This window comes from Paracoccus sediminis (genome assembly GCF_900188295.1).
Classification (GTDB): Bacteria; Pseudomonadota; Alphaproteobacteria; order Rhodobacterales; family Rhodobacteraceae; genus Paracoccus; species Paracoccus sediminis.
The window spans coordinates 75,157-98,089 of record NZ_FZNM01000005.1 but is presented as its reverse complement, the minus strand read 5'-3'; the positions used below and the strand labels follow the sequence as shown (position 1 = coordinate 98,089).

Here is a 22,933-nt window from a genome sequence, read left to right as displayed (position 1 = left end):
AGCATCCCATCAGTCCTTCACGAACAGCTTGCGCGGGACGGCGGCCAGCAGTTCGGGCGCCCCCTCGGTGATGACGATGGACTCGGTGATCTCCAGCCCCATCGCGTCGGACCACAGGCCGGTCATGAAATGAAAGGTCATGCCGGGTTGCAGCACGGTCCGGTCGCCCGGACGCAGCGACATGGTGCGTTCGCCCCAGTCGGGCGGATAGCTGACGCCGATGCCGTATCCGGTGCGTCCGTCCTTGAGGATGCCGTATTTCCCGAGCACCGCATAGAACGCGCCCGCGAACTGTTCGCAGGTGTTGCCCGCGCGCGCCGCCTCCAGCCCGGCCTCCATCCCCTCCAGCACGGCCTGTTCGCCGTCCAGGAACACCTGGGGCGGCTTGCCCAGGAACACGGTGCGCGACAGGGGCGCGTGATAGCGGTGATAGCAGCCCGCGATCTCGAAGAAGGTGCCTTCGCCCGCCCGCAGGGGGCGGTCGTCCCAGGTCAGATGCGCGGCCGCCGCCTCGCGCCCGGACGGCAGCAAGGGCACGATGGCCGGATAATCGCCGCCGAAACCGTCGGTGCCACGGATCCCCGCGTCATAGATTTCCGCCACCAGATCGCATTTGCGCATCCCCGGCTGGATCACGTCGAAGATGCGTTCGTGCATTCTGGTGACAATGGCGCCCGCCTTGCGCATGTAATCCAGTTCCGTGGCCGATTTCACCGCCCGCTGCCAGTTCACCAGCCCGGTGGTGTCGTGAAAGCGCGCATCGGGCAGGTGTTCTTGCAGCGACGCGAACGCGGCGGCGGTGAACCAGTAATTGTCCATTTCCACGCCGACGCGTCTGCCGCCCCAGCCCTTGTCGCGCAGGATCCGCGACAGCAGGTCCATCGGATGCTTTTGGGTGTTCTGGACGTAATTGTCGGGATAGCCGATGACGTTGGCTTCCGACAAGTATGCGGTGAACCGCGCGCCCACCGCATCCATGCCGCGCCCGAAAAAGATCGGCTCTCCGTCCGGGGGCACGACCACGCATTGATGGACATAGAACGACCAGCCGTCGTATCCGGTCAGCCAGTTCATGTTCGACGGGTCGGTGACGATCAGCAGATCGACGCCTTTCGCCTCCATCGCGCGGCGGGTCTTGGCCAGGCGGTCCGCGTATTCCTCGCGCGTGAATTTCAAGGTGGCATCGGTCATGGGGCTGCTCTCAGGGGGTGAAGGTCTGGCCCGCCCCGGCCGCGTCCGCGCGGATCAGGGCAAGGGTGGCGATGGCGGTGTCCTGGATGCCGGTGCCGGTCAGGTCGGCCAGGGTGATCTGCATGTCGCCGGTGCGGCCCGGCGCCTGCCCGGCCAGGATCTGGCCCAGTTCGGGAAAGTTCCGGGCGGCCAGCGGCGAATGATGCAGTTCGCCCATCCTGCGGGTCTGCGACAGGCGGTCCGCGACGTAATGGGCGGCGGCGATCAGGCCGGGGGCGATCTCGTTCTTGTGTCCAGCATCCGATCCCATCGCCGTGACATGGGTGCCGGGGGCCACGTCCGCGGCGGTCAGGATCGGGCGTTCGGCGGGCGTGGTGGTGACGATCAGATCGGCGTTTCGCGTGGCGTCCGCCACCGTGGCGGCGGCGGTGACGGGGATCGCCAGGGCATCGGTCATTTCCGCCGCAAAGGCCCGCGCCTTGGCCCCGTCGCGCGCCCAGACGGCCGCCTGCGTCAGCGGCCGCACCAGGGTCAGCGCCCGCAACTGCATCCGCGCCTGCATCCCGGCGCCCAGGATCGCGGCGCGGGTCGCGTCCTTGCGGGCCAGGGCGTCGGCAGCCACCGCGCCTGCGGCGGCCGTGCGCAGATCGGTCAGCCAGCCGTTGTCCAACAGCAGCGCCCGGACCAGCCCGGTCGTGGCCGACAGCACCACCATCATGCCGTTGGTCGAGGGCAGGCCGATCGCCGGATTGCCAAAGAATCCGGGCGAGATCTTGATGGCGAAATGCGACAGGCCCGGCACATAGGCGGTCTTCACGTCCACCTCTCCGCGATGTTCGGGGATGTCCAGCCGCAGGATCGGTGGCATGGCGACCGCCCTGGTCGCCAGCGCCACGAAGGCGTCTCGGACGCAGGCCACGGCCTCCGCGTCCAACGGCACAAGCCCGCGCAGATCGGCCTCGGTCAGGATGGCGACGGGCGGCCTCATGCGGCCACCGTGTCCGCGCCGGCCATGACGCGGGCGTGCAGGGCGGGGTCGATGTTGCCGCCGGACAGGATCGCGACCGTGGGGCCACGGGGCACGACCTTGCCGGCCAGCAGGGCGGCGGTGCCCACGGCGGCGGCGCCTTCGACGATGTGGCCCAGGCGGCCCAGATGGCGGATCCCCTGGGCGATCTCGGGCTCGGTCAGCAGGACGACACTGTCCAGCAGGTCGCGGCACAGGGCAAAGGTCACGCGGTTCTGCAAGCCGATGCCGCCGCCCAGGCTGTCGGCCAGCGTGGCCGTTTCGGTGACGGCAACCGGATGCCCGGCGCGCAGGCTGGCGGCCATCGCGGCGCCGCGTTCCATGGTCAGGCCGATCACGCGCGTCCGGGGTGACAGCGCCTTGACGGCCACCGCGATGCCCGCCGCCAGGCCGCCGCCGGACAGCGGCACCAGAACCGTATCGGGCGCGCCGATTTCCAGCCCGACGGTCCCCTGTCCCGCCACCACGGCGGGGTGGTCGAAGGGCGGGATCTCGGTCAGTCCCTCGCGGGTCACGGCGCGGGACACCTCGGCCATGGCGTCGTCCTGACTGTCGCCGACAAGGCGCACATCGGCGCCCAGGTCGCGGATCGCGCGGACCTTGTTGGCGGGCACCAGCCGGGACAGGCAGACCACGGCGGGCACCCCCAACGCGCGGGCCGCATGGGCCACCGCGCGACCGTGGTTGCCGGTCGATGCGGTGGCGACGCCCCGCAGCGCGCCCCGGTCCAGCGACAGGATGGCGTTCGCGGCGCCGCGCAGCTTGAAGGCGCCGGTGGTCTGGCGGTGTTCGCATTTCATCAGCACCGGCTGGCCCAGCATCGCGGACAATGCCTCGTCGGGCAGCAGCGGGGTGTCCACGACATGATCGCGGATGCGGTCGGCAGCGGTGCGGATGTCGGCCGGCGTGACGGTCATGGCACCCTCATCAACTGGCCGGGCGCGATGGGCCCCGTCGCGCCGCAAGCCCGTGCGGCGGCCCACAGCGTCGCGGAATTGGCCGACACGACGGGGACGCCCACGGCATCCTCGATCCGGTCGATGATGGCGCAGGCGCGAACGGCGGTGCAGGCGACGAACAGCGCCTGGCTGCCCGGCGCGACCGCCGCGCGCGCGGCATCGACGATCGTGCCGTGGGACAGCCGCGCCATGTCCCGGTCGTCGGCCAGGCCCAGGGACGACACGCCGTGCAGCGCAAAGCCCCCGGCCTCGAAGCAATCGGCCATCGGCTGCGCGGTCTCGGCCACATAGGGCGTCAGCAGCGTGACCCGGTCCGCGCCCAACGCCCGCAGCGCCGCGAACCCGGCCGAGATCGGCGTGACCGCGACCGTCCCCGGCTTGCCCGCCCGGATCGCCGCACGCACCGCATCGTCGCCGATCACCACCGATGCCGAGGTGCAGGAATAGACCACCGCGTCCAGCGGTTCATCCGGCAGGATCAGGGCGGCGGCGGCGGTCACGTCGCCCGCCATCGCCGCCAGCCGTTCCGGCGTCACCGGATTGGCAAAGGGGATCCGGGCCGCATAGACGCCGATGCCGCGCGCGGGCAGGACCGAAAAATCCACCTCGGTCGTGTGGTCGGTCGCCAGCGTCACCAGGCCGACGCGGCGGGGCAGCGGGCGGTCGTCCAGAACGATGCGCAGGCTCATCCGCCGATCCTTCCGTATCGGCGTTCCAGCCACCGCAGCCCGATGACCGACACCACGCTGACGGCCAGGAACATCACCCCCACCATCGTCATCGGCTCGACATAGCGATAGGAACTGTTGGCCACGGATTTGGCCTGGTTCATCAATTCCAGCACGGTGATCGCCGACAGCAGCGGCGTTTCCTTGAACATCGCCAGCAGGTAATTCGCCATGGCCGGGATCATCGGCGGCACCGCCTGCGGCAGGATCACGTGGATCCAGGTCTGCCGCGCGGTCAGGTTGGTGGCCTTCGCGGCCTCCCACTGGCCGCGGGCCACGGCCTCGATGCCGCCGCGATACACCTCGGCGGCATAGGTCGCGTAATGCAGCCCCATGCCGATCACCCCGGCGGCCAGGGCGGGCAGGCGGATGCCCAGGTCGGGCAGGACATAAAAGATGACGTAAAGCTGGACCAGCAGCGGCGTGCCCCGGATGAATTCCACGACGAACCCCGTGGCCCGCGCCACCGGCCGGTTCCGCGACCGGCGCAGGATCGCGAACACTAGCCCCAGCACGGCCGCGACCGCCGCGCCCAGGGCCGTGGCGACCAGCGTGATCGCAAATCCTTGCAATAGCTGCGGCAGGATCGACCAGGCGAATTCCCAATCCCATTCCATCAGCGCACCCCGTCCAGGCCGCGCGTGACCCGCCGTTCATACCGCCGGATCGCGAACGAGATGATCGACGACAGCGCGAAATAGATCAGCAGGATCATGGCAAAGGGGATCAGCGTGTTGCCGGTCTGCGACCGCACCACCTGCGCCTGAAACGTCATGTCGGCCAGCGAGATCAGCGACACGACGGACGTGGCCTTCAGCAATTCGATGGCATTGTTGCCAAAGGTGGGCAGCATCAGCGGCAGCGCCTGCGGCAGGATCACATGGCGCATCCGCTGGAACCGGGTCAGGTTGACGGCGGTGCAGGCCTCGTACTGGTCGCGCGGCACGGCCAGGATCGCGCCGCGCACCACCTCGGCCCCATAGGCGCCGACGTTCAGGCCAAGCGCCATCACCCCGGCCTGCAATGGCGACAGCTGCACCCCGGTCAGCGGCAGCACGAAATAGATCCAGAACAGCTGCACAAAGATCGAGGTGCCGCGAAAGAACTCGATATAGGCGGTGGCGGTCCACCGCAGCGCGGCGCGGCGCGACAACCGCCCCAAGCCCGCGACAAAGGCCACGACAAGCGCCAGGGCGGACCCCAGGATGGTCAGCTTGACCGTCACCCAGGCCCCCCCAAGGATCAGGGTCAGATATCCCGCCCAGTCGCCCATGCGCCGCCGCCGCCTTTCTTTTGTTGCCGGAAAGGGCGGGGATCACGCCCCGCCCGGTTGCGTCACTGCGCCGCGCAAAGCTGGTCGCGGGTGGTGGACATCGCCGCCGCGGCCGAAAAGCCGTAAGGCTCGACGATCCGGGCGAACTCGCCCGATTCCTTCAGCTTGGCCAGTTCGACGTCAAAGGCGTCGCGCAGCGCGGTGTCGTTCTTGTTGAAGGCGGCCCCGTCGCAATAGACCGGGGCGCCCTGGACCGGGGCGAACACCTCCAGGCCGGTGTCGCCGGACTTGGCCAGCAGGTCGTTCAGCGACAGCACGGGCAGCGAATAGGCGTCGATGCGCCCGTCCTGGATCATCTTCAGCCCCGATTGCGGATCGGGCACCACGATCAGCCGGTCGCGCGGCACGCCCGCGTCCAGGGCCAGCTTTTCCTCGGTCCCGCCGCCCGGCGCGCCCATCGTCGCCTCGGGGTCGTTGGCGATGTCGGCATAGGACTGAAAGCCCTTGGGATTGCCCGCGGGCACCAGCAGCGCCTCGGCGTCGCACAGGATCGGTTCGGAATAGGCGACCGCGTCGCAGCGTTCGGGCTTCATGAACAGGCCCGCGGTGATCGCATCGACGCGCCCGGCCTGAAGGCTGGGGATCATCGCGCCGTATTCGGCGATCGAGGCTTCCAAGTCGGCGATGCCGAGCGCGGCAAACACCGCGCGCGCCACGTCGGGGGCCGCGCCCGACACCTTGCCGTCGGACGCGACGGCGGTATAGGGCGGCTCGTTGCCGATGGCGATGCGGACATAGCCCTGTTCCTTCAGGTCGTCCAGCGTATCGGCCAGGGCCGGCAGCGGCGCGGCCAGCATCAGGGCCGCGATCACGGCTTTCTTCATGGTTCTCTCCTGTCGGGTTGGCATCACACGCGCTGTCCGGCGGCGATGATCTTGCGCAGAAAGGACTTCGTGCGGTCCTCTTGGGGGGCGGTGAAAATCTGGTCGGGCGGGCCTTGCTCGACGATCCGGCCCTTGTCGAAGAACAGCACGCGGTCGGCGAAGTCATGGGCAAAGCCCATCTCGTGCGTGACCAGCAGCATGGTCATGTCGGTCTCGCGCGCCAGGCGGTGCATCACCTCCAGCACCTCCTCGACCAGTTCGGGATCCAGGGCCGATGTCACTTCGTCGAACAGCATGATCTGGGGTTGCAGGGCCAGGGCGCGGGCGATGGCCACGCGCTGCTTCTGGCCGCCCGACAGCTGGCTGGGCATGTGATCGGCCTTGTCCGCCAGCCCCACCATGTCCAGCAGGTCGCGCCCGCGCCGGTCGGCGTCGGCGCGAGTGGCGCCCTGCGTCAGCACCGGCGCCAGGGTGATGTTCTGCAACACGGTCTTGTGCGGGAACAGGTTGAAGTGCTGGAACACCATGCCGATGTGGCGGCGCATCCGGTGCAGATGGGCGTCGTTCGCCGGTTCTTCGGTCCCGTTGCGGGACATGTGGAACAGCGGCTCTCCGCAGACCTCGATCCGGCCGCCGGAAATGTCCTCCAGCGTCATCAGGATCCGCAGGATGGTGGTCTTGCCCGAACCGGACGGCCCGATCAGGGCCAGCTTCTCGCCCTTGGCGATGTCCAGATCCAGCCCGTCGATCACCGTCAGGCGGCCAAAGGATTTCTGCAAATCCCGGATGCGGATGATCGGCTGGTCCATGCGGTCCCCTTGCGTTCAGGGCAAAGATTGCACCGCATTTAAATCAGGTCAATTAACAAAATAATATCATATCAATTTTAGGGCGGACTGTCTAAACCATGGGCAGCAGCGGTTCGGGATCGCGGGCCAGGGTCTCGGCCACCAGAACCAGCCCGCGCCGCAAGTCCTCGGGTCCGGTGGATCCCAAGGCGATGCGCACCGCGTTGCGCCGGTCCCGCTCGCTCAGCCGGAAGGCCCGCCCCGAGGCGATGGCCACCCCCGCCTGCCGGGCCTGGGCGACGAACCCGTCCTCGTCCCGATCCGGGGGCAGTTCCAGCCAGATGTGCAGGCTTTGCGGATGCCAGCGATAGCCGGTGCCGCCCAGAACCTGCGCGGCGATCCGGTGGCGGTCGGCCAGGGCCGCGCGCTGCCAGCCGATCAGGTCGTCCACGGTGCCGTCGCCGATCCAGTGGCTCAGCAGTTCGACCATGGCGGGGGTCGCCATCCAGTTGGTGACAAGATGCCGGTTCGCCACCCTTGCCGCCAGATGCGCGGGCGCGGCCAGATAGGCCAGCCGCAGCCCCGGCATGGTGGTCTTGGTAAAGCCGTTGATGTGCAGCGTCCGTTCGGGCGCCAGCACCGCCATGGGCGGGGGGCGATCCACGATCATCGCGTTCAGCATGTCGTTTTCCACGATCAGCAGGTCGTGGCGGCGGGCGATGGCGGCGATCTCGGCGCGTCGCTCGGCGCCGGTGACGGTCGCCGTGGGATTGATCGCGCTTGGCTGCATGTAGAGCGCGCGCAGGCTGCCGCGCCGGGCGAGCTGGTCCAGGGGCGCGGGCAGGATGCCCTGGCCATCGATGGGCAGCCCTTCCAGGTGCAGGCCCAGATAGCGCGACAGCGGCATGAGAAGGTGATGGGTCAGCGCCGCCGCCGCCAGCGTGCCGCCGGGGGGAACCGCGGTCATCACCGCCGTGGTCATCGCCTGGGTCACGCCGTCGGTGATGACGATGTGGTCCGGCGCGGCCTCGATCCCGGCGCGGCGCAGCCAGGCGCTTGCGACGGCCTGATGGGCGGGCAGCACCGAATTCGGCCGGAACGACAGGGCCGAGGGCGCGGCCAGATTGTCGGCCAGCCACCGCATCCCGTCGCGGAACCGGTCCAGGTGCATCCGGTCGGTGACGGGCTTGAGGATCGACAGGTCGATCAGTTCGCCCGGACGCCGGGCCAGATAGGGCGGGCTGTTTTCCGCCCCGGCCGGCAGCACGAAGGAGCCGCGCCCGACCTCTCCGACCACCAGGCCGCGCCGGATCAGATCCTCGTACGCGCGCGAGACCGTCTGCACCGACAGATCCAGCCGGTCGGCCAGCTTGCGCTGCGGCGGCAGGCGCGCGCCGGCGGGCAGCAGCCCTTCGCCGATGGCGCGGGCGAACTGGTCCGCCAGCGACACATAGGCCGGACGGTGCAGCCCGGCGGGATCTGGGGACCAGCTTGTCATGATCCCATCTTGGCGATCCCGGACAGATTGGCAAGATTGTCCTGATTCCCGTTCGCATCCCGCGCCGCCGGGTTTCGCCGCGAAACCTCAGCGGTCCAGCAGGGCGCGGATTTCGGCCATCAGGCTGTCCATCAGGTCGCCGTCGATGGAGGCGCCTTCGAAGCGCAGGACATGGGCGTCGCCGTCGCGGGCGCGGCGGATGGTGATGCCGCCGGTGGTGCGGACGGTCCGGTCGTCGAGCCAGCCGTACTGCACGGGCGCCTTGCCGCGCGGCCGTCCGCCCCTGGGCTGCGGCCGGGGGGCGTCCTCGGACCCGGCGATCACGGGTTCCAGCAGCAGCCATTCGGCCTCTGCATCCTCGGGGGTGCGGGCCGACAGGGCCTGGCGCAGCCGCCCCTCGGCCCCGTTGCGCAGCGCCGAGGCCAGGCGCAACCCGCGCTTTTCGGTCAGCGATTCGGGAAAGGCCAGCATGTCGCCCAGTTCCTCGAAGATCAGCGCGAAGGACCGGACCTTGGACCGCTTGGCCTTGGATCCGGTGGCGTAAAGGCGGTTCACGGCATCCTCGACATTGGCGAAGGCGCCCTGGTTCGCGGCGATCACGGCGATTCGGCCGCGCTCGAAATGGCTCAGATCCTCGCGGACCTCGTTTTCCTCGACCATGGCGACGAAGGCCGCGTCGGCGTCGGCGGGGGGGCGGATCAGGGCGCGGATCCGGCTGTGGGCATCGGCCCCGGTCAGGGCGTGCAGCGCGCGCACCGCGTGCAGGCGGCGATAGCCCGACAGCAGCCCATAGCGCGGCGCCTGCCCGCCCGGCGCGGGGATCGCGAACACCTCGACGGGCAGGCGCAGGCCGTGGGCGGCGATGGACAGGCGCAGTTCCTGCATCTCGTCCTCGCCCATGACCATGCGGTCGCGGATCATCGCGCCGTCGTCGATCCGGTCCGTGGGCAGATCCGCGATCAGCAGGCCCCGCTCCTCGGCCAGGCGCAGGCGTTCGGCGTCGGCCCGGTCCCGCGCCCGCGCGGCGCGCGCGTCCGCGCCCTCGGTCGACCCTGCGGCGGCGGTTTCGGCCGCCACCTGGGCGATCGGCGCGATCCCCGGCCCGACCGCCGGGCGGCCATGGGTTTCGCGGCGAAACTCCTCCTCGATCCGGGTCAGATCGTCGCTGCTGGGGGTTTCCAGACGCCTGCGCTTAACCATCGGCCTGCTCCGTCCCTGCGGCCCTTTCGGCCTGTTCCATCTGAAGATCGCGCCACCAGGTGCCCAGGATCAGCTCCTTCACCTCGGCCCAGGTGCGGTCAAAGGTTTCCCGGCCGCGCACATAGGTGTCGCGGTTGAATTCGCGGTAATCGGCCTCGTAGATGCCGTTCACCTGTTCGCCCGCCTGGCCCACCATGGCCGTCACGTCCTGGCGGAACGTGGTCATGAAATCGCCGAAATAGGCCTGGATGACATTGGCCAGATCGGTCTGCTGGGCCGCGTCGAAGCGGGTGATGATCGCCCGCACCGCGTCCCATTCGAACCGCATCTCGGGCAGGCCCTCGCGCCTGCGGGCGGCGTTTTCCCCGTCCTCGACGCTGGCAAAGGTCGAATACAGCATGTCGAAGAACCGCCCCGTCGAATCGAATTCCAGAAACGACGCGCCCAGGGGGACCAGCAGGATGTCGGCCGCCGCCAGGGCGTTGATCGTCAGATAGCCAAGCGCGGGCGGAGTATCGAGAAGGATGATGTCGTAATCGTTAACGATGCGGTCGTTGCGCAGCGCGTTGCCAAGGGCGTCCCACAAGGGCCAGCCGCGCAGGTTCATGCGCCAGACCGGCACCTGGAATTCCGCCCAGTACAGGTTCAGCTGCGCGCCCAGCAGATCGATGTTGGGCCAGTGGGTCGGCTGGATCACGTCGCGGGCGGTGATCGTCAACGCCTCGGTCAGGGTTTCGTCAAAGGGCAGGGGCGGCTGGCCCGCCGCCTCGCGGACGCGGTTCTCGTCCTGGAGGGCCAGGGCATAATCCTTGGCCAGCAGGGGAAAGGCCGTGGACCATTCGTCGGCCACCGTCCCCCCCATGATCGAGGTCATGCTGCCCTGGCTGTCCAGATCGACCACCAGCACCTTGTAGCCATCGAGCGCCGCCGACATGGCCAGATGCGCGGCGGTCGAGGTCTTGCCCACCCCGCCCTTGAAATTGGCCACCGCGATGGTCTTGGCGGGCAGCCCCTCGGGGCGCCAGGGGCGGTATTCGCGGCCCGCCGCCCCTTCGGCCGCGAAATGATCGCGCAGGCGCAGCACGTCCTCGAGGGTGAACCACTTCGAATTCCCCTCGCCCACGCCTTGGGGCAGGTCGGGAAAGCGGCGCAGCACGCGGCGGAAATGGGCGGGGGCCACGGGGATCAGATAGCGGCAGATCTCCCAGGTTGAAAACCGGCGCAGGCGCTTGTTCCCGTCGGGGGCATAGCCGCGTTCGGCTAGATCCTGGCGGCCCCGCGCGGCAAAGGCCGCCGCCCTGGCGAATCGGGCCGTGTCGATGGGATCGGCCAGCCGCCGGGCCGCCTTGGCCGGATCGATGCTGAAATAGGGGGGCAGGGGATCCTTGCCTGATGACATGTCGCTGTTCCCGCGATGTGCTGCTTATGAAGGCGCGTCCCCGCATCTATTGCACATGAAACCCCGCAGGGGAATCGCCGCGCGCGGTTTCGCCGCGAAATCCCCAAATTGCGATGGAAAATCATCGCCGGATTTAGAAGATCTATGATTCGCTTTAGAATCTTTGCGATCCGATAAGCAAGCCCTTTCAATGCCGTATCGAAAATCCGGCACCCGTTTCCGGGACCAAGGGCGCCTGTTCACGGGACGATGGGCGCCCGAATCCGGGCAAGGGGGCACCGATTCGCGGGAATGGCCCCTTTCGAGGCGAAACCCGGCGTAAATCGGCGTCCTTGACGGTTCAGGGCCGGGGAGCCATCCCGAAAACGGGTGCCTCGGCCCGGACGCGATTGCCAAGGGCACCCGTTTCCGGGACTGGGCCGGGCCGGGCGCACAGCGGGTTCGGTGCCCGATGATGCGTTGCCAGCGGGTACCTTTTCGGGGCATAGTCGGCGCGGCGGAACAGACAGGCGGTAGACCGGGCGGCCATGGACGACATCCCTCGCGATCAGTTGACGGGCGCGCTGCGCCGGGGCGCGGTGAAAAAGCACGTGGCGGCGATCCATGTGTCGGGCAAGCTGACGCTGTTGCAGCGCAAGCTGTCGAACGTGCTGCTGCTCAATGCCTATGACACGCTGACCAGCAGCGCCCGCCACCAGATCGACGCCCGCACCCTGTGCCTGATGATCGGCTATAATTCCAACGACATCGACACGCTGAAGCAGTCGCTGCGCGGGCTGGTGGAAACGGTCGCGGAATGGGACATGCTGGACGACAAGGGCCAGCAGGAATGGGGGGTCAGCAGCCTGCTGTCCTATGCCAAGCTGAAGGGCGGCGTCTGCGAATACGCCTATTCCCCCGCGCTTGCCGAAAAGCTGAACGATCCCAAGGTGTTCGCGCTTATCAACCTGAACATCCAGCGGCGGTTCACCAGCGGGCACGCGCTGGCGCTGTACGAGAACTGCTATCGCTTCGTCAGGACCGGATCGACCGGCTGGTGGCCGATCGAGCTGTTCCGGCGGCTGATGGGCGTGGACGGGTCGGCCTATTACGAGACGTTCAAGCATCTGAACGCCAAGATCATCAAACCCGCCGTGGCCGAGGTGAACCGCACCAGCAACATCATTCTGGCGCCGGAAACGAAGAAGACCGGGCGGGCGGTGACGGACATCCGGTTCCGCATCCGGGAAAACCCGCAGCTGGCGATCCTGGACATCGACGACGGCGAGGGCGCGCGCCACGGGCCGGTCTATGCCCGGCTGCGCGCGCTTGGCGTCAGCGACCGGCTGGCCCGGCAGTGGCTGGCCGCGCATGGCGAGGATCAGGTGTCGGCCAAGCTGGCCTATGTCGAGGCCAAGGACGACGTGCGCAGCAAGATCGGCTATCTGACCGCCGCCTTTCAGGGCGCGGCCGACGCCCCCGCGCCGCAGGCTGGCGTGGCGCTGACCGGCGTGGCGCTGACCCCGGCGCCGTCCCCGCGCGCCGAACGGCTGCGCCGGATCCTGGCGGCGGTCAAGGCCCGCACCCCCACGCAGCGCGACGCCGACAAGCGGCTGTTCGCCAGCCAGTTGCCCGAGGCCCGGCTGCGCGACGATTTCGAACGCCACGGCTGGCTGTCGCCGCTGAACGCCGCGCGGATCGCCCGGTTCTGGCACGAGATGGCGCCCGACCTGGTGTCCGGCGACGGGGACGCCCCGGCCCGATGACCGATCTGGCCAACCTTGCGGGCCGGGTGCTGATCGCCCTGCTGTTTCTGGGGGGCGCGGCGCAGAAGGTCGCCGACCCGGATCCGGTCCGGGCGATGCTGGGAATGGCCGACCTGCCCGGCGCGGCGGTCTGGCCCCTGGCGCTGTTCAATGCGGCCGCGGGGATCGCCTTGATCGTGGGGCCTCGCATCCGGGCCTGGGCGGTGGTGCTGGCGGCCTATTGCCTGGCGACAAGCTGGTTTCACTGGCAGTTGCGCGCCGATCCCTGGCAGGTGACGATCGCCGTCAAGAACTGGGCGGTCGCGGGCGGGCTGCTGGTGCTGGCCGCCCAGGGTCCGGGGCGGTGGGTCTGGTTCGGACGCGGGCGGCGGGGCGGGGGGCGGGGCAGGGCGGGCTAGCGCCCGGCCACCAGCCGTTTCGCCGCCGCCACGCTGCGATCCAGCCAGACATGTTCCAGGGCGCGGGTCGCCGCCATGTCGCCGGTCTGCGGCAGCCAGTGTTCCAGGATCACGCTGAGATCCGGGGGGCAATGGGACAGCGCGTCCAGAACCTGGTCCAGCTCGGCCCGGCCCTCGCCCAGCGGCGTGCCGTGGATGCGGAAGCCCACGCCGTAGGGGTCGGGCGTGATCTGATAGTCCTTGAAGTGCAGGTTGATGGCATAGGGCGCCAGCATCCGCACCGTGTCCATCGGCCATTCGCCCGCGCAGATGGAATTGGCCACGTCCAGACAGACCCCAAGCGCGTCGTCGGCCACCGCGTCCAGCAATTCGACCATGCGGGGCGAGGGGTAGTTGAAGTGGTTCTCGATGGCAAAGCGCAGGCCCGCCGCCTTGCCGTCGGGCAGCAGCTCGCGCAGTTGCGCGGCCAGAGCCGGGACCGGGATCCGCGCGTCTTCGGCGTCAAGCGCCACGCGCAGGATGGTTGATCCGATCCGCTGGCCGATGGGGATATAGCGGGCCAGTTCGGCGGCGTTGAAGCCTTGGGTGCCCAGTTCCAGCGTCATGCCGTATGCGTCGGCCCGCGCCTTGAGCGCCCGGTGGTCGTCGGCCGACAGCCGGTCCAGCGGCAGGTTGTCGGCGTATTGCACGACCGCCAGCCCGTGGCCGTGGGCCACCTCCAGCACCTGCATCGCCGTCATGGGCGTGGCGGGCTGTTGGTCCTTGATGCCGATGTTCCAGCGGAACGCATAGCTGCCGAGGCCGAGTTTCATGGTCCCCTCCCAAAAATGGGCGCCGGTCGGTCCGGCGCCGCTTCGTCAGTGGATCAGCGATCCGCCGTTCACGTCGACCTCGGACCCGGTGACATAGGATGCCAGGTCGGAGGCCAGGAACAGTGCGCAGCCCGCCACCTCCTCGGCGGTGCCGGGGCGGCCCATGGGGATGCCGGCGTTGATGGTCATGCGCATGTCGTCGGTCAGCTTGCCCGCGGTGATGTCGGTGGCGATAAAGCCGGGGCAGATGGCGTTGACGCGCACGTTGTCGGGGGCCAGTTCGCGGGCCATGGCCTTGGTCAGGCCCAGGACGCCCGCCTTGGCCGCCGAATAATGCGGCCCGCCGAAAATGCCGCCGCCGCGCTGTGCGCTGACCGAGGACATGTTGACGATGGCGCCCGATTTCTGCGCCCGCATCGCGGGGATCACCGCCTGGGTGCAATACAGCGTGCCGCGCAGGTTCACGTCCAGCACGTCGTCATAGTTCTTTGGCCCGATCTCCATGATCTTCAGCGGCTGGGTGATGCCCGCGTTGTTGACCAGCACGTCGATGCGGCCCCATTTCTGAATCAGCGCCTCCATCACCTGCTTGACGCCTTCGAGATCAGTGACGTTGCAGGCCATGCCGACGTGGTTCGCGCCCAGTTCGGCCGCGGCTTCCTTGGCGGCACCCTCGTCCAGGTCCAGGATGGCGACGGTGGCGCCGTGCCGGGCGAACAGCCGCGCGGTGGCAAGGCCCAGGCCGCGTTTCGACGCGGCGCCGGTGATGACGGCATATTTGCCGTCCAGAAGGGCTGTGGTCATGGGTGTCCTCCGTTGGAAAAAGTCAAAGCCAGCCGCGGATCTGCTGGATGATGGCCGTGGTCGAGATGCCGTAGCGGTCGTGCAGCGTGGGCAGGGCGCCCGCGTCCAGAAACTGATCGGGCAGGCCGATCATGCGGAACGCGGGCGTGACGCCGTTGGTCAGCAGGGTGGATGCCACGGCCTCTCCCAGCCCGCCGATGCGGGTGTGGTTTTCGGCGGTGACGACCAGGCGGGTGCCGCGCCCGGCCTCGGCCAGGATGGTTTCGGTGTCCAGCGGCTTGATGGTCGGGCAGTGCAGCACCGCGACCGAGATGCCGTCCTTTTCCATTTCGACCGCGGCATCGAGCGCGCGCATCGTCATGAAGCCGGACGAGATCACCAGGGCGTCGCCGCCGTCGCGCAGCAGCTTGGCGCGGCCCAGTTCGAAGGTGTAATCCGGGCAATGCCGGCGGATCACCGAGGGCACCTTGCCGCGCGGCAGGCGCATGTAGACCGGGCCGGGATGGTCGATGATCGCGGGCACCGCCCCGGCCACGTCGATGGCACAGCAGGGATCCACGATGGTCAGGTTCGGCAGGCCGCGAAAGATCGCCAGATCCTCGGTCGCCTGGTGGCTGGGACCGTAGCCGGTGGTCAGGCCGGGCAGGGCGCAGACGATCTTGACGGGCAGGTATTCCTCGGCGATGGCCATGGCGATGAAGTCATAGGCGCGGCGGGATGCGAACACCGCATAGGTGGTGGCGAAGGGCACGAAGCCTTCGCGCGCCATGCCGGCGGCGGCGGACACCATCACCTGTTCGGCCATGCCCATCTGGTAGAAGCGGTCCGGGAACGCCTCGGCGAAGACGTGCAGGTCGGTGTATTTCGCCAGATCGGCCGTCAGGCCGACGATGCGCGGATCGTTCCGGGCGGCGTCCACAAGCGCGTGGCCGAAGGGGGCGGACACGGAATCATAGCCCTCGGCCGCAAGCGAGGCGATCATGGCCGAGGTCTTGGCCCCGCCGCCGACGGGCTGGCGGGGTTCGTATTTGCGGTGCGGGTCGTAACGGTGCTGGATGGTCATGGGGTCACTCCGGCCGGGTTTCGTCAAGGACGGTCAGCGCCTTTTGCCATTCGTCGGGCTCGACCCGGACGAAATGCGTGATCTCTCGGGCCTCCAAAAAGGGCACGCCCTTGCACATCACCGTGTCGCAGATGATTGCGCGCGGGCGGTCGCCGGGCAGGGTGCGCGCGGTGTCGAAGGCCGCGACCAGGGCGCCGATGTCGTTGCCGTCCACGCGCTGCACATGCCAGCCGAAGGCCGCCCATTTGTCGGGCAGGGGTTCGGCCGACAGGGTTTCGGTCGATTTTCCGTCGGCCTGCTGGTCGTTGAAATCGACGATGCAGATCAGGTTTCCCAGGCGGTGATGGGCGGCGGCCATCGCGGCCTCCCAGGTGGACCCCTCGCCCAGTTCGCCGTCCGACATCAGGTTGTAGACGAAGGCCGGGTTCTTCTTGGCGCGCAGGCCGAGCGCCATGCCGACCGCGATGCCCAGGCCCTGGCCCAGGGACCCGCCGGTGATCTCCATCCCCGGCGTATAGGCGGCCATGCCGGACATGGGCAGGCGCGAATCGTCGGCGCCATAGGTTTCCAGTTCGGTTTCGGGCAGGATCCCCGCCTCGATCAGCGCGGAATAGAGCGCGATGGCGTAATGGCCGATGGAGAGCAGGAAGCGGTCGCGGCCTTCCCATTCGGGATCGTCGGGGCGGTGGTTCAGGGCGTGGAAATAGGACACGGCCAGAACGTCGGCGACGCCAAGGGCCTGGCCGACATAGCCCTGGCCCTGGACCTCGCCCATGCGGACGGCCTTGCGGCGGATTTCCCAGGCGCGTCGCGGCAGGCTCATGTTGGGTCGTGCGGTCGTCCCGCTCATGGCAGTCTCCTTCTGGCGGCCCCGATGATGGGGGGCGCGGGCAAGGGGTTGGATGGGAAGGGGCGCGCGGGCGCCCCGGTCAATAGAGGGTCAGCGCGGGGACATAGCTGACAAGCGCCAGCACAATCATCGACACCAGGAAGAACGGCCACAGCTCGCGCGTCGTGGCCCCCAGCGTGGTCTTGGCGATGGACGCCGAGATGAACAGCGTCGTGCCGATGGGCGGGGTGTAAAGCCCGATCCCCAGGTTCAGCACCATCATCAGGCCCAGCTGCACCGGATCCATGCCGATCGAAGCCGCCAGCGGCACGAAGATCGGTCCCAGCAGCAGGATCGCGGGCGGCAGGTCCAGCGGCATCCCGATCACCAGCAGCAGGAGATTCATGGACAGGATGATGAGGATCGGGTTTTCCACCGTTTCCGTGATCCAGGCCGCAAAGCGCGTCGGCACCTGGTCGAAGGTCAGGATCCAGCCCACCGCCGCGCTGCCCATGATGACCAGCATCACGACGCCGGTGGCCACGCCCGCCTCGATCAGGTTGTCCTGGAACCGCGCCCAGGTGATGTCGCGGTACAGGAACACGCTCATCCCCAGGGCATAGACGACGGCCAGGACGGAAATCTCGGTCGGCGTGGCGATGCCGAAGCGCAGGCCCAGCAGGATCAGCACCGGCAGCAGCAGCGCCGGACTGGACAGCAGCGCCAGGCGGGCCAGTTCGCGCAGGGTGGCGGAATTGTCGGTGGCGGTAAAGCCGCGCCGCCGGGCGATCCAGTTGCAGCACAGGATCAGCCCCACCGCCAGCAGCACGCCGGGCAGCAGCCCCGCCGTGAACAGGTCGGCAATGGAGGTGCCCGAGACCAGCGAATACAGGATCAGCGGGATCGACGGCGGGATCAGGATGTCGATGACCGCCGAGGTCGAGTTGTTGGCCGAGCACAAGGCCGCCGGGTATCCCTGCCGCTTTTGCCAGGGGATCAGCACCGACCCCAAGGCACTGGCATTGGCCACGGCCGATCCCGACACGCCGCCGAACACCACAGAGGCGACGACGGTGGTGGCCAAGGGGCCGCCCTTCCACCGCTGCATGACCTTGGACGCGAAGGCCAGCAGTTCGTTGCCCAGCGTGCCCCCCAGCATCAGCGTGCCCGCCAGCATGAAGAAGGGCAACGCCAGCATCGGAAAGGATTGCGTCTGCTGGTACAGTTGCTGGACCACGATGGACAGCGGCAACCCGGCGAAGAAATAGATCGCAAAGGCCGAGGCCAGCACGAGCGCATGGCCCACCGGCACGGCCAGCAGCATCAGGACCGTGAAGGACAGAACAAGGGCAAGCGTCATTGGCCGGTCTCCTCGGGGTTGGGGATGGGCAGGGCCTCGGGGCCGATGCGGACCAGACGGATGATGATGGCGACGGTCGCCAGGATCACCAGGGCGGCGCCGCCCGCCAGCGCGAAATAGCTGTAGGTGGCGGGCAGGCCCAGCACCGGGCTGAGGTCGATCCAGGACATGTTGCCGACCTTGAACGCCTCGACCATCACCACGGCGTTGCCCGCGATCACGCAAAGCTGGGCCAGCACATAGATGGCCTGCTTGCCGCGCCGGTCGAACATCTCGGGCAGGGCCTCGACCGCCATGTGGGCGCCGCGCTGCGCGCCAAGCGCGATGCCCGCGACGATGAAGAACGGAAACAGCCGTTCGGGCAGTTCCTGCGCGAAGGGAAGGCCGCTGCCCGCCGCGTAGCGGGCAACGACGTTGGCGAACAGCAGCAAAAGCAGCGCCAGGCCCGAGACCATCAGGACCGTCCGCGTCACGAACGAGATGATCCGGTCCAGCCCGTCGGCCAGCCGCAGCAGGCCGCCGGGCGGGTGCGGGACATCGGTGGCGATGTCGCGCTGCGGGTCTTCCTGATGATCGTTGGGCCGGGTCATGGATCAGGCCTTGGCCGCGTCGATCAGCTGGCGGACGAAATCGCCAAAGGGCTTGGCCGTCCAGATATCGGCCACGGGGGCCGATGCGGCGCGGAACGCCTCCTTGTCGACCTCGTTGATCTTGAGGTTCGGATCGGCGCTGAACTGGTCGAACAGGGTCTTTTCGCTGTCCTGGATCAGCCCGCGCTGCATCGTGGTCGCGGCGTCGGCCGCGGCCTGGATCTGGCCCTTTTGGTCGTCGTTCAACTGTTGCCAGCGGATCTGGGACATCAGGAAGGGCGACACCTCCCATTTGTGGCCGGACAGGCTGATATAGGGATTGACCTCGTAGAGCTTGGAGCTGGCGATGTTGGTCAGCGGATTTTCCTGGCCGTCCACCACGCCCTGTTGCAGCGCGATGTACAGTTCGCCAAAGCTGATCTGCTCGGTCGCGGCGCCCAGGGTGGTGAAGATGTCGATGGTCATCGGATCGGGGGGCGTGCGGATGGTCAGGCCCGCCAGATCCGCCGGGACCACGATGGGCTTCTGCGAATTGGTGATGTGGCGGATGCCGTTGTCCCACCAGCCCAGCGGCACCATGTTCACGGCGGCAAAGCGGTCCGCCAGGGCGGCCCCCACGGGTCCGGCCAGCACGCGGAACGCATCCTCGGACGTGTCGAACAGGAACGGCAGGCCAAGCGCCGCGATTTCCGGCACCAGGGCCGAACAGGATCCCTGGCTGTTCACCGTCATGTCCACCGCGCCGGTGCGCAGGCTGGTCAGCAGCGACTGTTCGTTGCCCAGCTGTTCGGCGCCCGCCACCCGGACCGCGAATTCGCCGCCGGTGTTTTCCGCCACGAGGCGCGCGAATTCATCGGCGGCGGTGCCGCGCGGGTTGCCGGGGGCGGCGTTGTGGCCCAGCGTCATCGTGGTCGCCGCCTGGGCGCCGCGCGGAAAGCCCAGGATCGCCGGGGCGGCCAGCAGGGCCGTGGCGCCCCGCAGCAGGGCGCGGCGGTTGAACGTGGTCGTCATGTGTCATCCTCCCATGGTGTTGTGATCGGGGCCGTCGCGGCCTCGCGGGGCAAAGCCGGGCCGGTCGTGGCGGCCCCGGCGGCGCGCATGGCCGCAAGGCCCTGCGCGGAACCGTCAGGATCGGCGGCCCGACGGCAGGGCGGCGCCCTGCGGGCCGCGCCGACGATGTCCGGCCAGGCGCCGCATGGATATGCCGTTCAGCAGGCCGAATGCGGTCCGAGACATGGAAAGCTCCCCCTGTTTTCAGGCATCGCAGGCGGACCGGCGCCGTGCCCCGCGGCAGGCCCGCCCCCTCCTCGGAACGGGACCGCACCCTCATAGTCGCGGCAGGGTGCCGCAGGGTCAAACGCGAACTGAACGGTTATTGATGAATTGAATTCATCCTGGCCAGCACCCGTTCGGCGCTCGATTGCCCCAGTTCGCTGGCCATCCAGGTCTGGAAGGCCTTGATCTTGGGCACGTTCTGCTTGGCCCGCAGCATCGAGATCGAATGGCAGTTGAGACGGCGGCCGTCGTCCCCGAACAGATGCACCAGCCGGCCGGTCTGCAATTCGCGTTCCACCAGGATATGGCTTTCCAGACAGATGCCCTGCCCGTCGGCGGCGGCGCTGATCGACATGAAGGACCGGTCGAAACGCGGCCCGCGATCCAGTTGCAGCGCCACATCGCCGTGCAGCCGCGCCCAGTCGGCCCATTTCAGCACGTTCACCTCGGAATGGATCAGGGTGTGGCGGGACAGATCGGCGGGGTCGCGCAGCGGGGGGTCGGCGCGATCGCGGTAATCGGGGGAACACAGCGCGATCACCGCCTCGTCCAGCAGGGGCAGGGTGACGACCCCGCGCGATGGCAGCACGCTGCCATAGCGGATGTCCACGTCCACCAGCCCCGCCGACAGGTCCGCCGGATCGGTCGAGGCATACAGCCGCACGTCGATGCTGCCGTGCTGGGCGCTGAACCGCGACAGGCGCGGCATCAGCCATTGCGTGGCGAAGCTGGGCACCGAATGGACGGTCAGGATGTCGGACTTGCCGTGCCGTTCGATCTGCCGGGTCGCGGCCTCAATCATGGAAAACGCCTCGGACACCTGTTGGAAATAAGTCTCGCCCGCGTCGGTCAGGGCGATGGTGCGGGTGTCGCGGTGAAACAGGCCAAGACCCACCGCCCGTTCCAGAAAGCGGATCTGGTGGCTGATGGCGGATGCCGTGACGTGCAGTTCGTTGGCCGCCGCCGTGAACGACCCGCGCCGGGCCGCCGCCTCGAAGGCTTGCAGGGATTTCAGCGATGGCATCCGTCGCATGGCGGCCTCGTGCCCTGGAATCGGCCCGATCCTAGGACGCCGAGGGGGATGAAGCCAATTCAAAAATCGGCCTTGTCATTTCATTTGAGCTCACGCGACCCGCTGCCTTAGGCTGGGGCCGGGGCATGGGGGATCATCATGGAACTGTCATTCGTCGGACTGGGCGCCATGGGCACCCGGATGGCCCGGAACCTGGTCCGGGCCGGGTTTGCCGTGCGGGGCTTTGACGCCCATCCGCCGGCGTTGCGGTGGTTTGCCGAAAACGGCGGGCAGCCTGCGGCGTCGGTGGCCGACGCGGCGCGGGGCACCGATGCGCTGATCCTGATGGTCGTGAATGCCGATCAGGCGCGACAGGTGCTGTTCGACGGCGGCGCCCTGGACGCCCTGGCCCCGGACGGGATCGTCGTGCTGATGGCGACCTGCCCGCCGGGATCGGTGCGCGATCTGGCCGAACGCGTTCTGGCCACGGGCCGGGCCTTCGTCGATGCCCCCGTGTCGGGCGGCACCGCGGGGGCCGAGGCCGCGACGCTGACCATCATGGCCGCTGCCCCCCCCGGCGTGTTCGCGCGCCTTCGGCCGGTGCTGGGGGCGATGGGCGACAAGCTGTTCCATGTCGGGGCCGAACCCGGCCTTGGCGCGACCGTCAAGGTCGTGAACCAGCTGTTGTGCGGGGTGCATCTGGCCGTTGCCGCCGAAGGGCTGGCGCTTGCCGCCAAGGTCGGCGTCGATCCGCAGGTCGCCCTGGAGATCCTGTCGGGATCGTCCGCGTCCAGCTGGATGCTGCGGGATCGCGGCCCGAGGATGAGCCAGACCGACCCCGCCGTCACAAGCGCCGTGGACATCTTCGTCAAGGATCTGGGCATCGTCCTGGACGCGGGACGAGAGGTCAAGGCCGCCACCCCGCTGGCCGCCGCCGCGCATCAGATGTTCCTGGCCGCCAGCGGACGCGGCGACGGGGCGGTGGACGACAGCCAGGTGATCCGATCCTATCACCGGCTGAACCGGGGGGATTAGGCGGTCATCGCCGCGTGCGGCGGGTGCCGCCGGGGACGCGCGACAGGAAACCGGGCGGGCGCCGGCGGACCCATTCGGCAAAGGCGGCAAGGCGCGGATGGCTGCGCAGCGCCTCGGGCGTGTTGAACGTCCGGGCCAGATCCGTTTCGCGGATCGCGGCGTGGATTTCCTTGTGGCAGATGTGGTGCAGCAGCACGGTCGGTCCCTTGGCGCCGCCTTTCGCGCGCGGGATCAGATGGTGCAGGCTTTGCGCCACATCCGGGGGGATCGGGCGCAGGCACAGCGGGCAGCAGGGGTCGTCAGCCATGCCGCCGATATGGGGCGTGATCGACTGCGCAGCAAGGGCGGTGCTGTCGCGTCAGCACCGCCGACCCACATGGTGTGGATGTCATGCGAAAAAGCCCGAAGCGCGGTTGCGCCTCGGGCTTGTTCCGAAAGGTCGTTCGGATCAGGTGCGTTCGGCCCACTCGTATTCCGGCGCGGCTTCCAGAGCCTCGCGGTTCGAGGTGAACACGATGAAATACTCGTTCTCGGCATCGCCGTCGCGGATCACGCGCAACTGGTCCATCGAAACGGCGACCGTCTTGGCACCCAGACCCAGGAAACCGCCGATATCGATCAGCACACCCTTGATCTGCCCGTCAGCCGACAGGACGATGTCGCTGATCTCGCCGATGTCATCCCAGTCGGCATCGACTTCGGTATAGGTGGCGTTCATATCGACGTCGGCTTCCGCGACATACAGGTTCTTGCCGATGAACGTCTCGGCCGACATGTCGGTGGGGTCGGACATGAAGCCGAACCCGGCATCGGTGCCCATCGGTGCCGCCGTGGTCGCGGCGGCGTCCCCTGCGGGCATCGCGGCGGCATCGCCAGCCGGCATCGTTTCCGTGGTCATCGGGGCCTCGGTCGTGGCCGGGGCGGTGGTGGCGGGATCCGTCGCGGTCTGCGCCAGAGCCGGTCCAGCCAGCATGGCGATCAGGGCGGTCGACGTCAGAAGCTTGGTCATCATATACCTCATTGGAACACCCATCGGGGTTGCAGGCAGACAACCAGCACACGC

The 22,933-nt window shown here is 68.4% G+C and carries 24 protein-coding genes; 3 read left to right on the top strand and 21 right to left on the bottom strand.

Translation table 11 applies throughout. The features are described 5' to 3' along the window. Positions 1-9: 9 nt before the first annotated feature. The 11 genes from doeA to CHB77_RS09280 form a co-directional block, all read right to left on the bottom strand. Entirely contained in the window at positions 10-1,191 is a 1,182-nt protein-coding gene (gene doeA, locus CHB77_RS09330; protein WP_089387940.1) for an ectoine hydrolase DoeA, read from the bottom strand. Between the two features lie 10 nt (positions 1,192-1,201). After that, positions 1,202-2,179, bottom strand: a complete 978-nt coding sequence (locus CHB77_RS09325; RefSeq protein WP_089387939.1) for a cyclodeaminase — start codon at positions 2,177-2,179, stop codon at positions 1,202-1,204. Beyond that, positions 2,176-3,135 (bottom strand): hydroxyectoine utilization dehydratase EutB, encoded by a 960-nt coding sequence (gene eutB, locus CHB77_RS09320; RefSeq protein WP_089387938.1) that lies wholly within the window; start codon positions 3,133-3,135, stop codon positions 2,176-2,178. Before eutB ends, CHB77_RS09325 begins: the two co-directional genes overlap by 4 nt. Continuing rightward, positions 3,132-3,866 (bottom strand): aspartate racemase/maleate isomerase family protein, encoded by a 735-nt coding sequence (locus tag CHB77_RS09315; protein ID WP_089387937.1) that lies wholly within the window; start codon positions 3,864-3,866, stop codon positions 3,132-3,134. The genes eutB and CHB77_RS09315 overlap by 4 nt, the downstream gene beginning before the upstream one ends. After that, positions 3,863-4,522, bottom strand: coding sequence for an ectoine/hydroxyectoine ABC transporter permease subunit EhuD (gene ehuD, locus CHB77_RS09310; protein WP_089387936.1), 660 nt, complete (start codon positions 4,520-4,522; stop codon positions 3,863-3,865). Before ehuD ends, CHB77_RS09315 begins: the two co-directional genes overlap by 4 nt. Beyond that, a complete protein-coding gene (ehuC, locus tag CHB77_RS09305) occupies positions 4,522-5,178 on the bottom strand; it encodes an ectoine/hydroxyectoine ABC transporter permease subunit EhuC (RefSeq protein WP_089387935.1) in 657 nt (218 codons plus the stop codon). The genes ehuD and ehuC overlap by 1 nt, the downstream gene beginning before the upstream one ends. 62 nt (positions 5,179-5,240) lie before the next feature. Beyond that, positions 5,241-6,062 (bottom strand): ectoine/hydroxyectoine ABC transporter substrate-binding protein EhuB, encoded by an 822-nt coding sequence (gene ehuB, locus CHB77_RS09300; RefSeq protein WP_165456243.1) that lies wholly within the window; start codon positions 6,060-6,062, stop codon positions 5,241-5,243. Positions 6,063-6,085: 23 nt separating this feature from the next. Continuing rightward, positions 6,086-6,871: an ectoine/hydroxyectoine ABC transporter ATP-binding protein EhuA gene (ehuA, locus tag CHB77_RS09295; RefSeq protein ID WP_089387933.1), complete on the bottom strand. Its 786-nt coding sequence runs from the start codon at positions 6,869-6,871 to the stop codon at positions 6,086-6,088. Between the two features lie 91 nt (positions 6,872-6,962). Beyond that, on the bottom strand, positions 6,963-8,348 hold the full coding sequence (gene ehuR, locus CHB77_RS09290) for a MocR-like ectoine utilization transcription factor EhuR (RefSeq protein WP_089387932.1): 1,386 nt from the start codon (positions 8,346-8,348) through the stop codon (positions 6,963-6,965). 87 nt (positions 8,349-8,435) lie between these two features. Continuing rightward, positions 8,436-9,548: a ParB/RepB/Spo0J family partition protein gene (locus tag CHB77_RS09285; protein ID WP_089387931.1), complete on the bottom strand. Its 1,113-nt coding sequence runs from the start codon at positions 9,546-9,548 to the stop codon at positions 8,436-8,438. Next, the gene (locus CHB77_RS09280; RefSeq protein ID WP_089387930.1) at positions 9,541-10,947 is read right to left on the bottom strand and encodes an AAA family ATPase; all 1,407 of its coding nucleotides are present in this window, start codon (positions 10,945-10,947) and stop codon (positions 9,541-9,543) included. Before CHB77_RS09280 ends, CHB77_RS09285 begins: the two co-directional genes overlap by 8 nt. A gap of 527 nt (positions 10,948-11,474) precedes the next feature. On the opposite strand from CHB77_RS09280, the gene CHB77_RS09275 reads away from it, so the two are divergent. Both CHB77_RS09275 and CHB77_RS09270 read left to right on the top strand, forming a co-directional pair. Continuing rightward, positions 11,475-12,692: a replication initiation protein gene (locus CHB77_RS09275; protein ID WP_089387929.1), complete on the top strand. Its 1,218-nt coding sequence runs from the start codon at positions 11,475-11,477 to the stop codon at positions 12,690-12,692. Next, positions 12,689-13,090, top strand: coding sequence for a DoxX family protein (locus tag CHB77_RS09270; RefSeq protein ID WP_089387928.1), 402 nt, complete (start codon positions 12,689-12,691; stop codon positions 13,088-13,090). Before CHB77_RS09275 ends, CHB77_RS09270 begins: the two co-directional genes overlap by 4 nt. Here the strand turns inward: CHB77_RS09270 and CHB77_RS09265 are convergent. The 8 genes from CHB77_RS09265 to gcvA all read right to left on the bottom strand — a co-directional run bounded on the left by CHB77_RS09265 (position 13,087) and on the right by gcvA (position 20,856). Next, a complete protein-coding gene (locus CHB77_RS09265) occupies positions 13,087-13,902 on the bottom strand; it encodes a sugar phosphate isomerase/epimerase family protein (RefSeq protein ID WP_089387927.1) in 816 nt (271 codons plus the stop codon). The two genes, CHB77_RS09270 and CHB77_RS09265, sit on opposite strands and share 4 nt — an antisense overlap. A gap of 45 nt (positions 13,903-13,947) precedes the next feature. Then, positions 13,948-14,706, bottom strand: coding sequence for an SDR family NAD(P)-dependent oxidoreductase (locus tag CHB77_RS09260; RefSeq protein WP_089387926.1), 759 nt, complete (start codon positions 14,704-14,706; stop codon positions 13,948-13,950). A 22-nt stretch (positions 14,707-14,728) separates the two neighbouring features. Beyond that, the gene (locus tag CHB77_RS09255) at positions 14,729-15,769 is read right to left on the bottom strand and encodes a transketolase family protein (protein WP_089387925.1); all 1,041 of its coding nucleotides are present in this window, start codon (positions 15,767-15,769) and stop codon (positions 14,729-14,731) included. 4 nt (positions 15,770-15,773) lie between these two features. Continuing rightward, positions 15,774-16,619 (bottom strand): transketolase, encoded by an 846-nt coding sequence (locus CHB77_RS09250; RefSeq protein WP_089387924.1) that lies wholly within the window; start codon positions 16,617-16,619, stop codon positions 15,774-15,776. Between the two features lie 79 nt (positions 16,620-16,698). Next, positions 16,699-17,958, bottom strand: a complete 1,260-nt coding sequence (locus CHB77_RS09245) for a TRAP transporter large permease (RefSeq protein ID WP_089387923.1) — start codon at positions 17,956-17,958, stop codon at positions 16,699-16,701. Continuing rightward, the gene (locus tag CHB77_RS09240; RefSeq protein ID WP_089387922.1) at positions 17,955-18,548 is read right to left on the bottom strand and encodes a TRAP transporter small permease; all 594 of its coding nucleotides are present in this window, start codon (positions 18,546-18,548) and stop codon (positions 17,955-17,957) included. Before CHB77_RS09240 ends, CHB77_RS09245 begins: the two co-directional genes overlap by 4 nt. Before the next feature lie 3 nt (positions 18,549-18,551). Then, positions 18,552-19,559, bottom strand: a complete 1,008-nt coding sequence (locus CHB77_RS09235) for a TRAP transporter substrate-binding protein (RefSeq protein ID WP_089387921.1) — start codon at positions 19,557-19,559, stop codon at positions 18,552-18,554. Between the two features lie 361 nt (positions 19,560-19,920). Further along, entirely contained in the window at positions 19,921-20,856 is a 936-nt protein-coding gene (gene gcvA, locus CHB77_RS09230; protein WP_089387920.1) for a transcriptional regulator GcvA, read from the bottom strand. Positions 20,857-20,994: 138 nt separating this feature from the next. On the opposite strand from gcvA, the gene CHB77_RS09225 reads away from it, so the two are divergent. Further along, positions 20,995-21,870, top strand: coding sequence for an NAD(P)-dependent oxidoreductase (locus CHB77_RS09225; protein ID WP_089387919.1), 876 nt, complete (start codon positions 20,995-20,997; stop codon positions 21,868-21,870). Between the two features lie 4 nt (positions 21,871-21,874). On the opposite strand, the gene CHB77_RS09220 is transcribed toward CHB77_RS09225, so the two are convergent. Together CHB77_RS09220 and CHB77_RS09215 are read right to left on the bottom strand one after the other, a co-directional pair. After that, positions 21,875-22,177 carry an HNH endonuclease gene (locus tag CHB77_RS09220; RefSeq protein ID WP_089387918.1) on the bottom strand — a complete coding sequence of 101 codons (303 nt, stop codon included), beginning with the start codon at positions 22,175-22,177 and terminating at the stop codon, positions 21,875-21,877. A 141-nt stretch (positions 22,178-22,318) separates the two neighbouring features. Then, entirely contained in the window at positions 22,319-22,879 is a 561-nt protein-coding gene (locus tag CHB77_RS09215) for a PRC-barrel domain-containing protein (RefSeq protein ID WP_165456244.1), read from the bottom strand. Positions 22,880-22,933 lie beyond the last annotated feature (54 nt).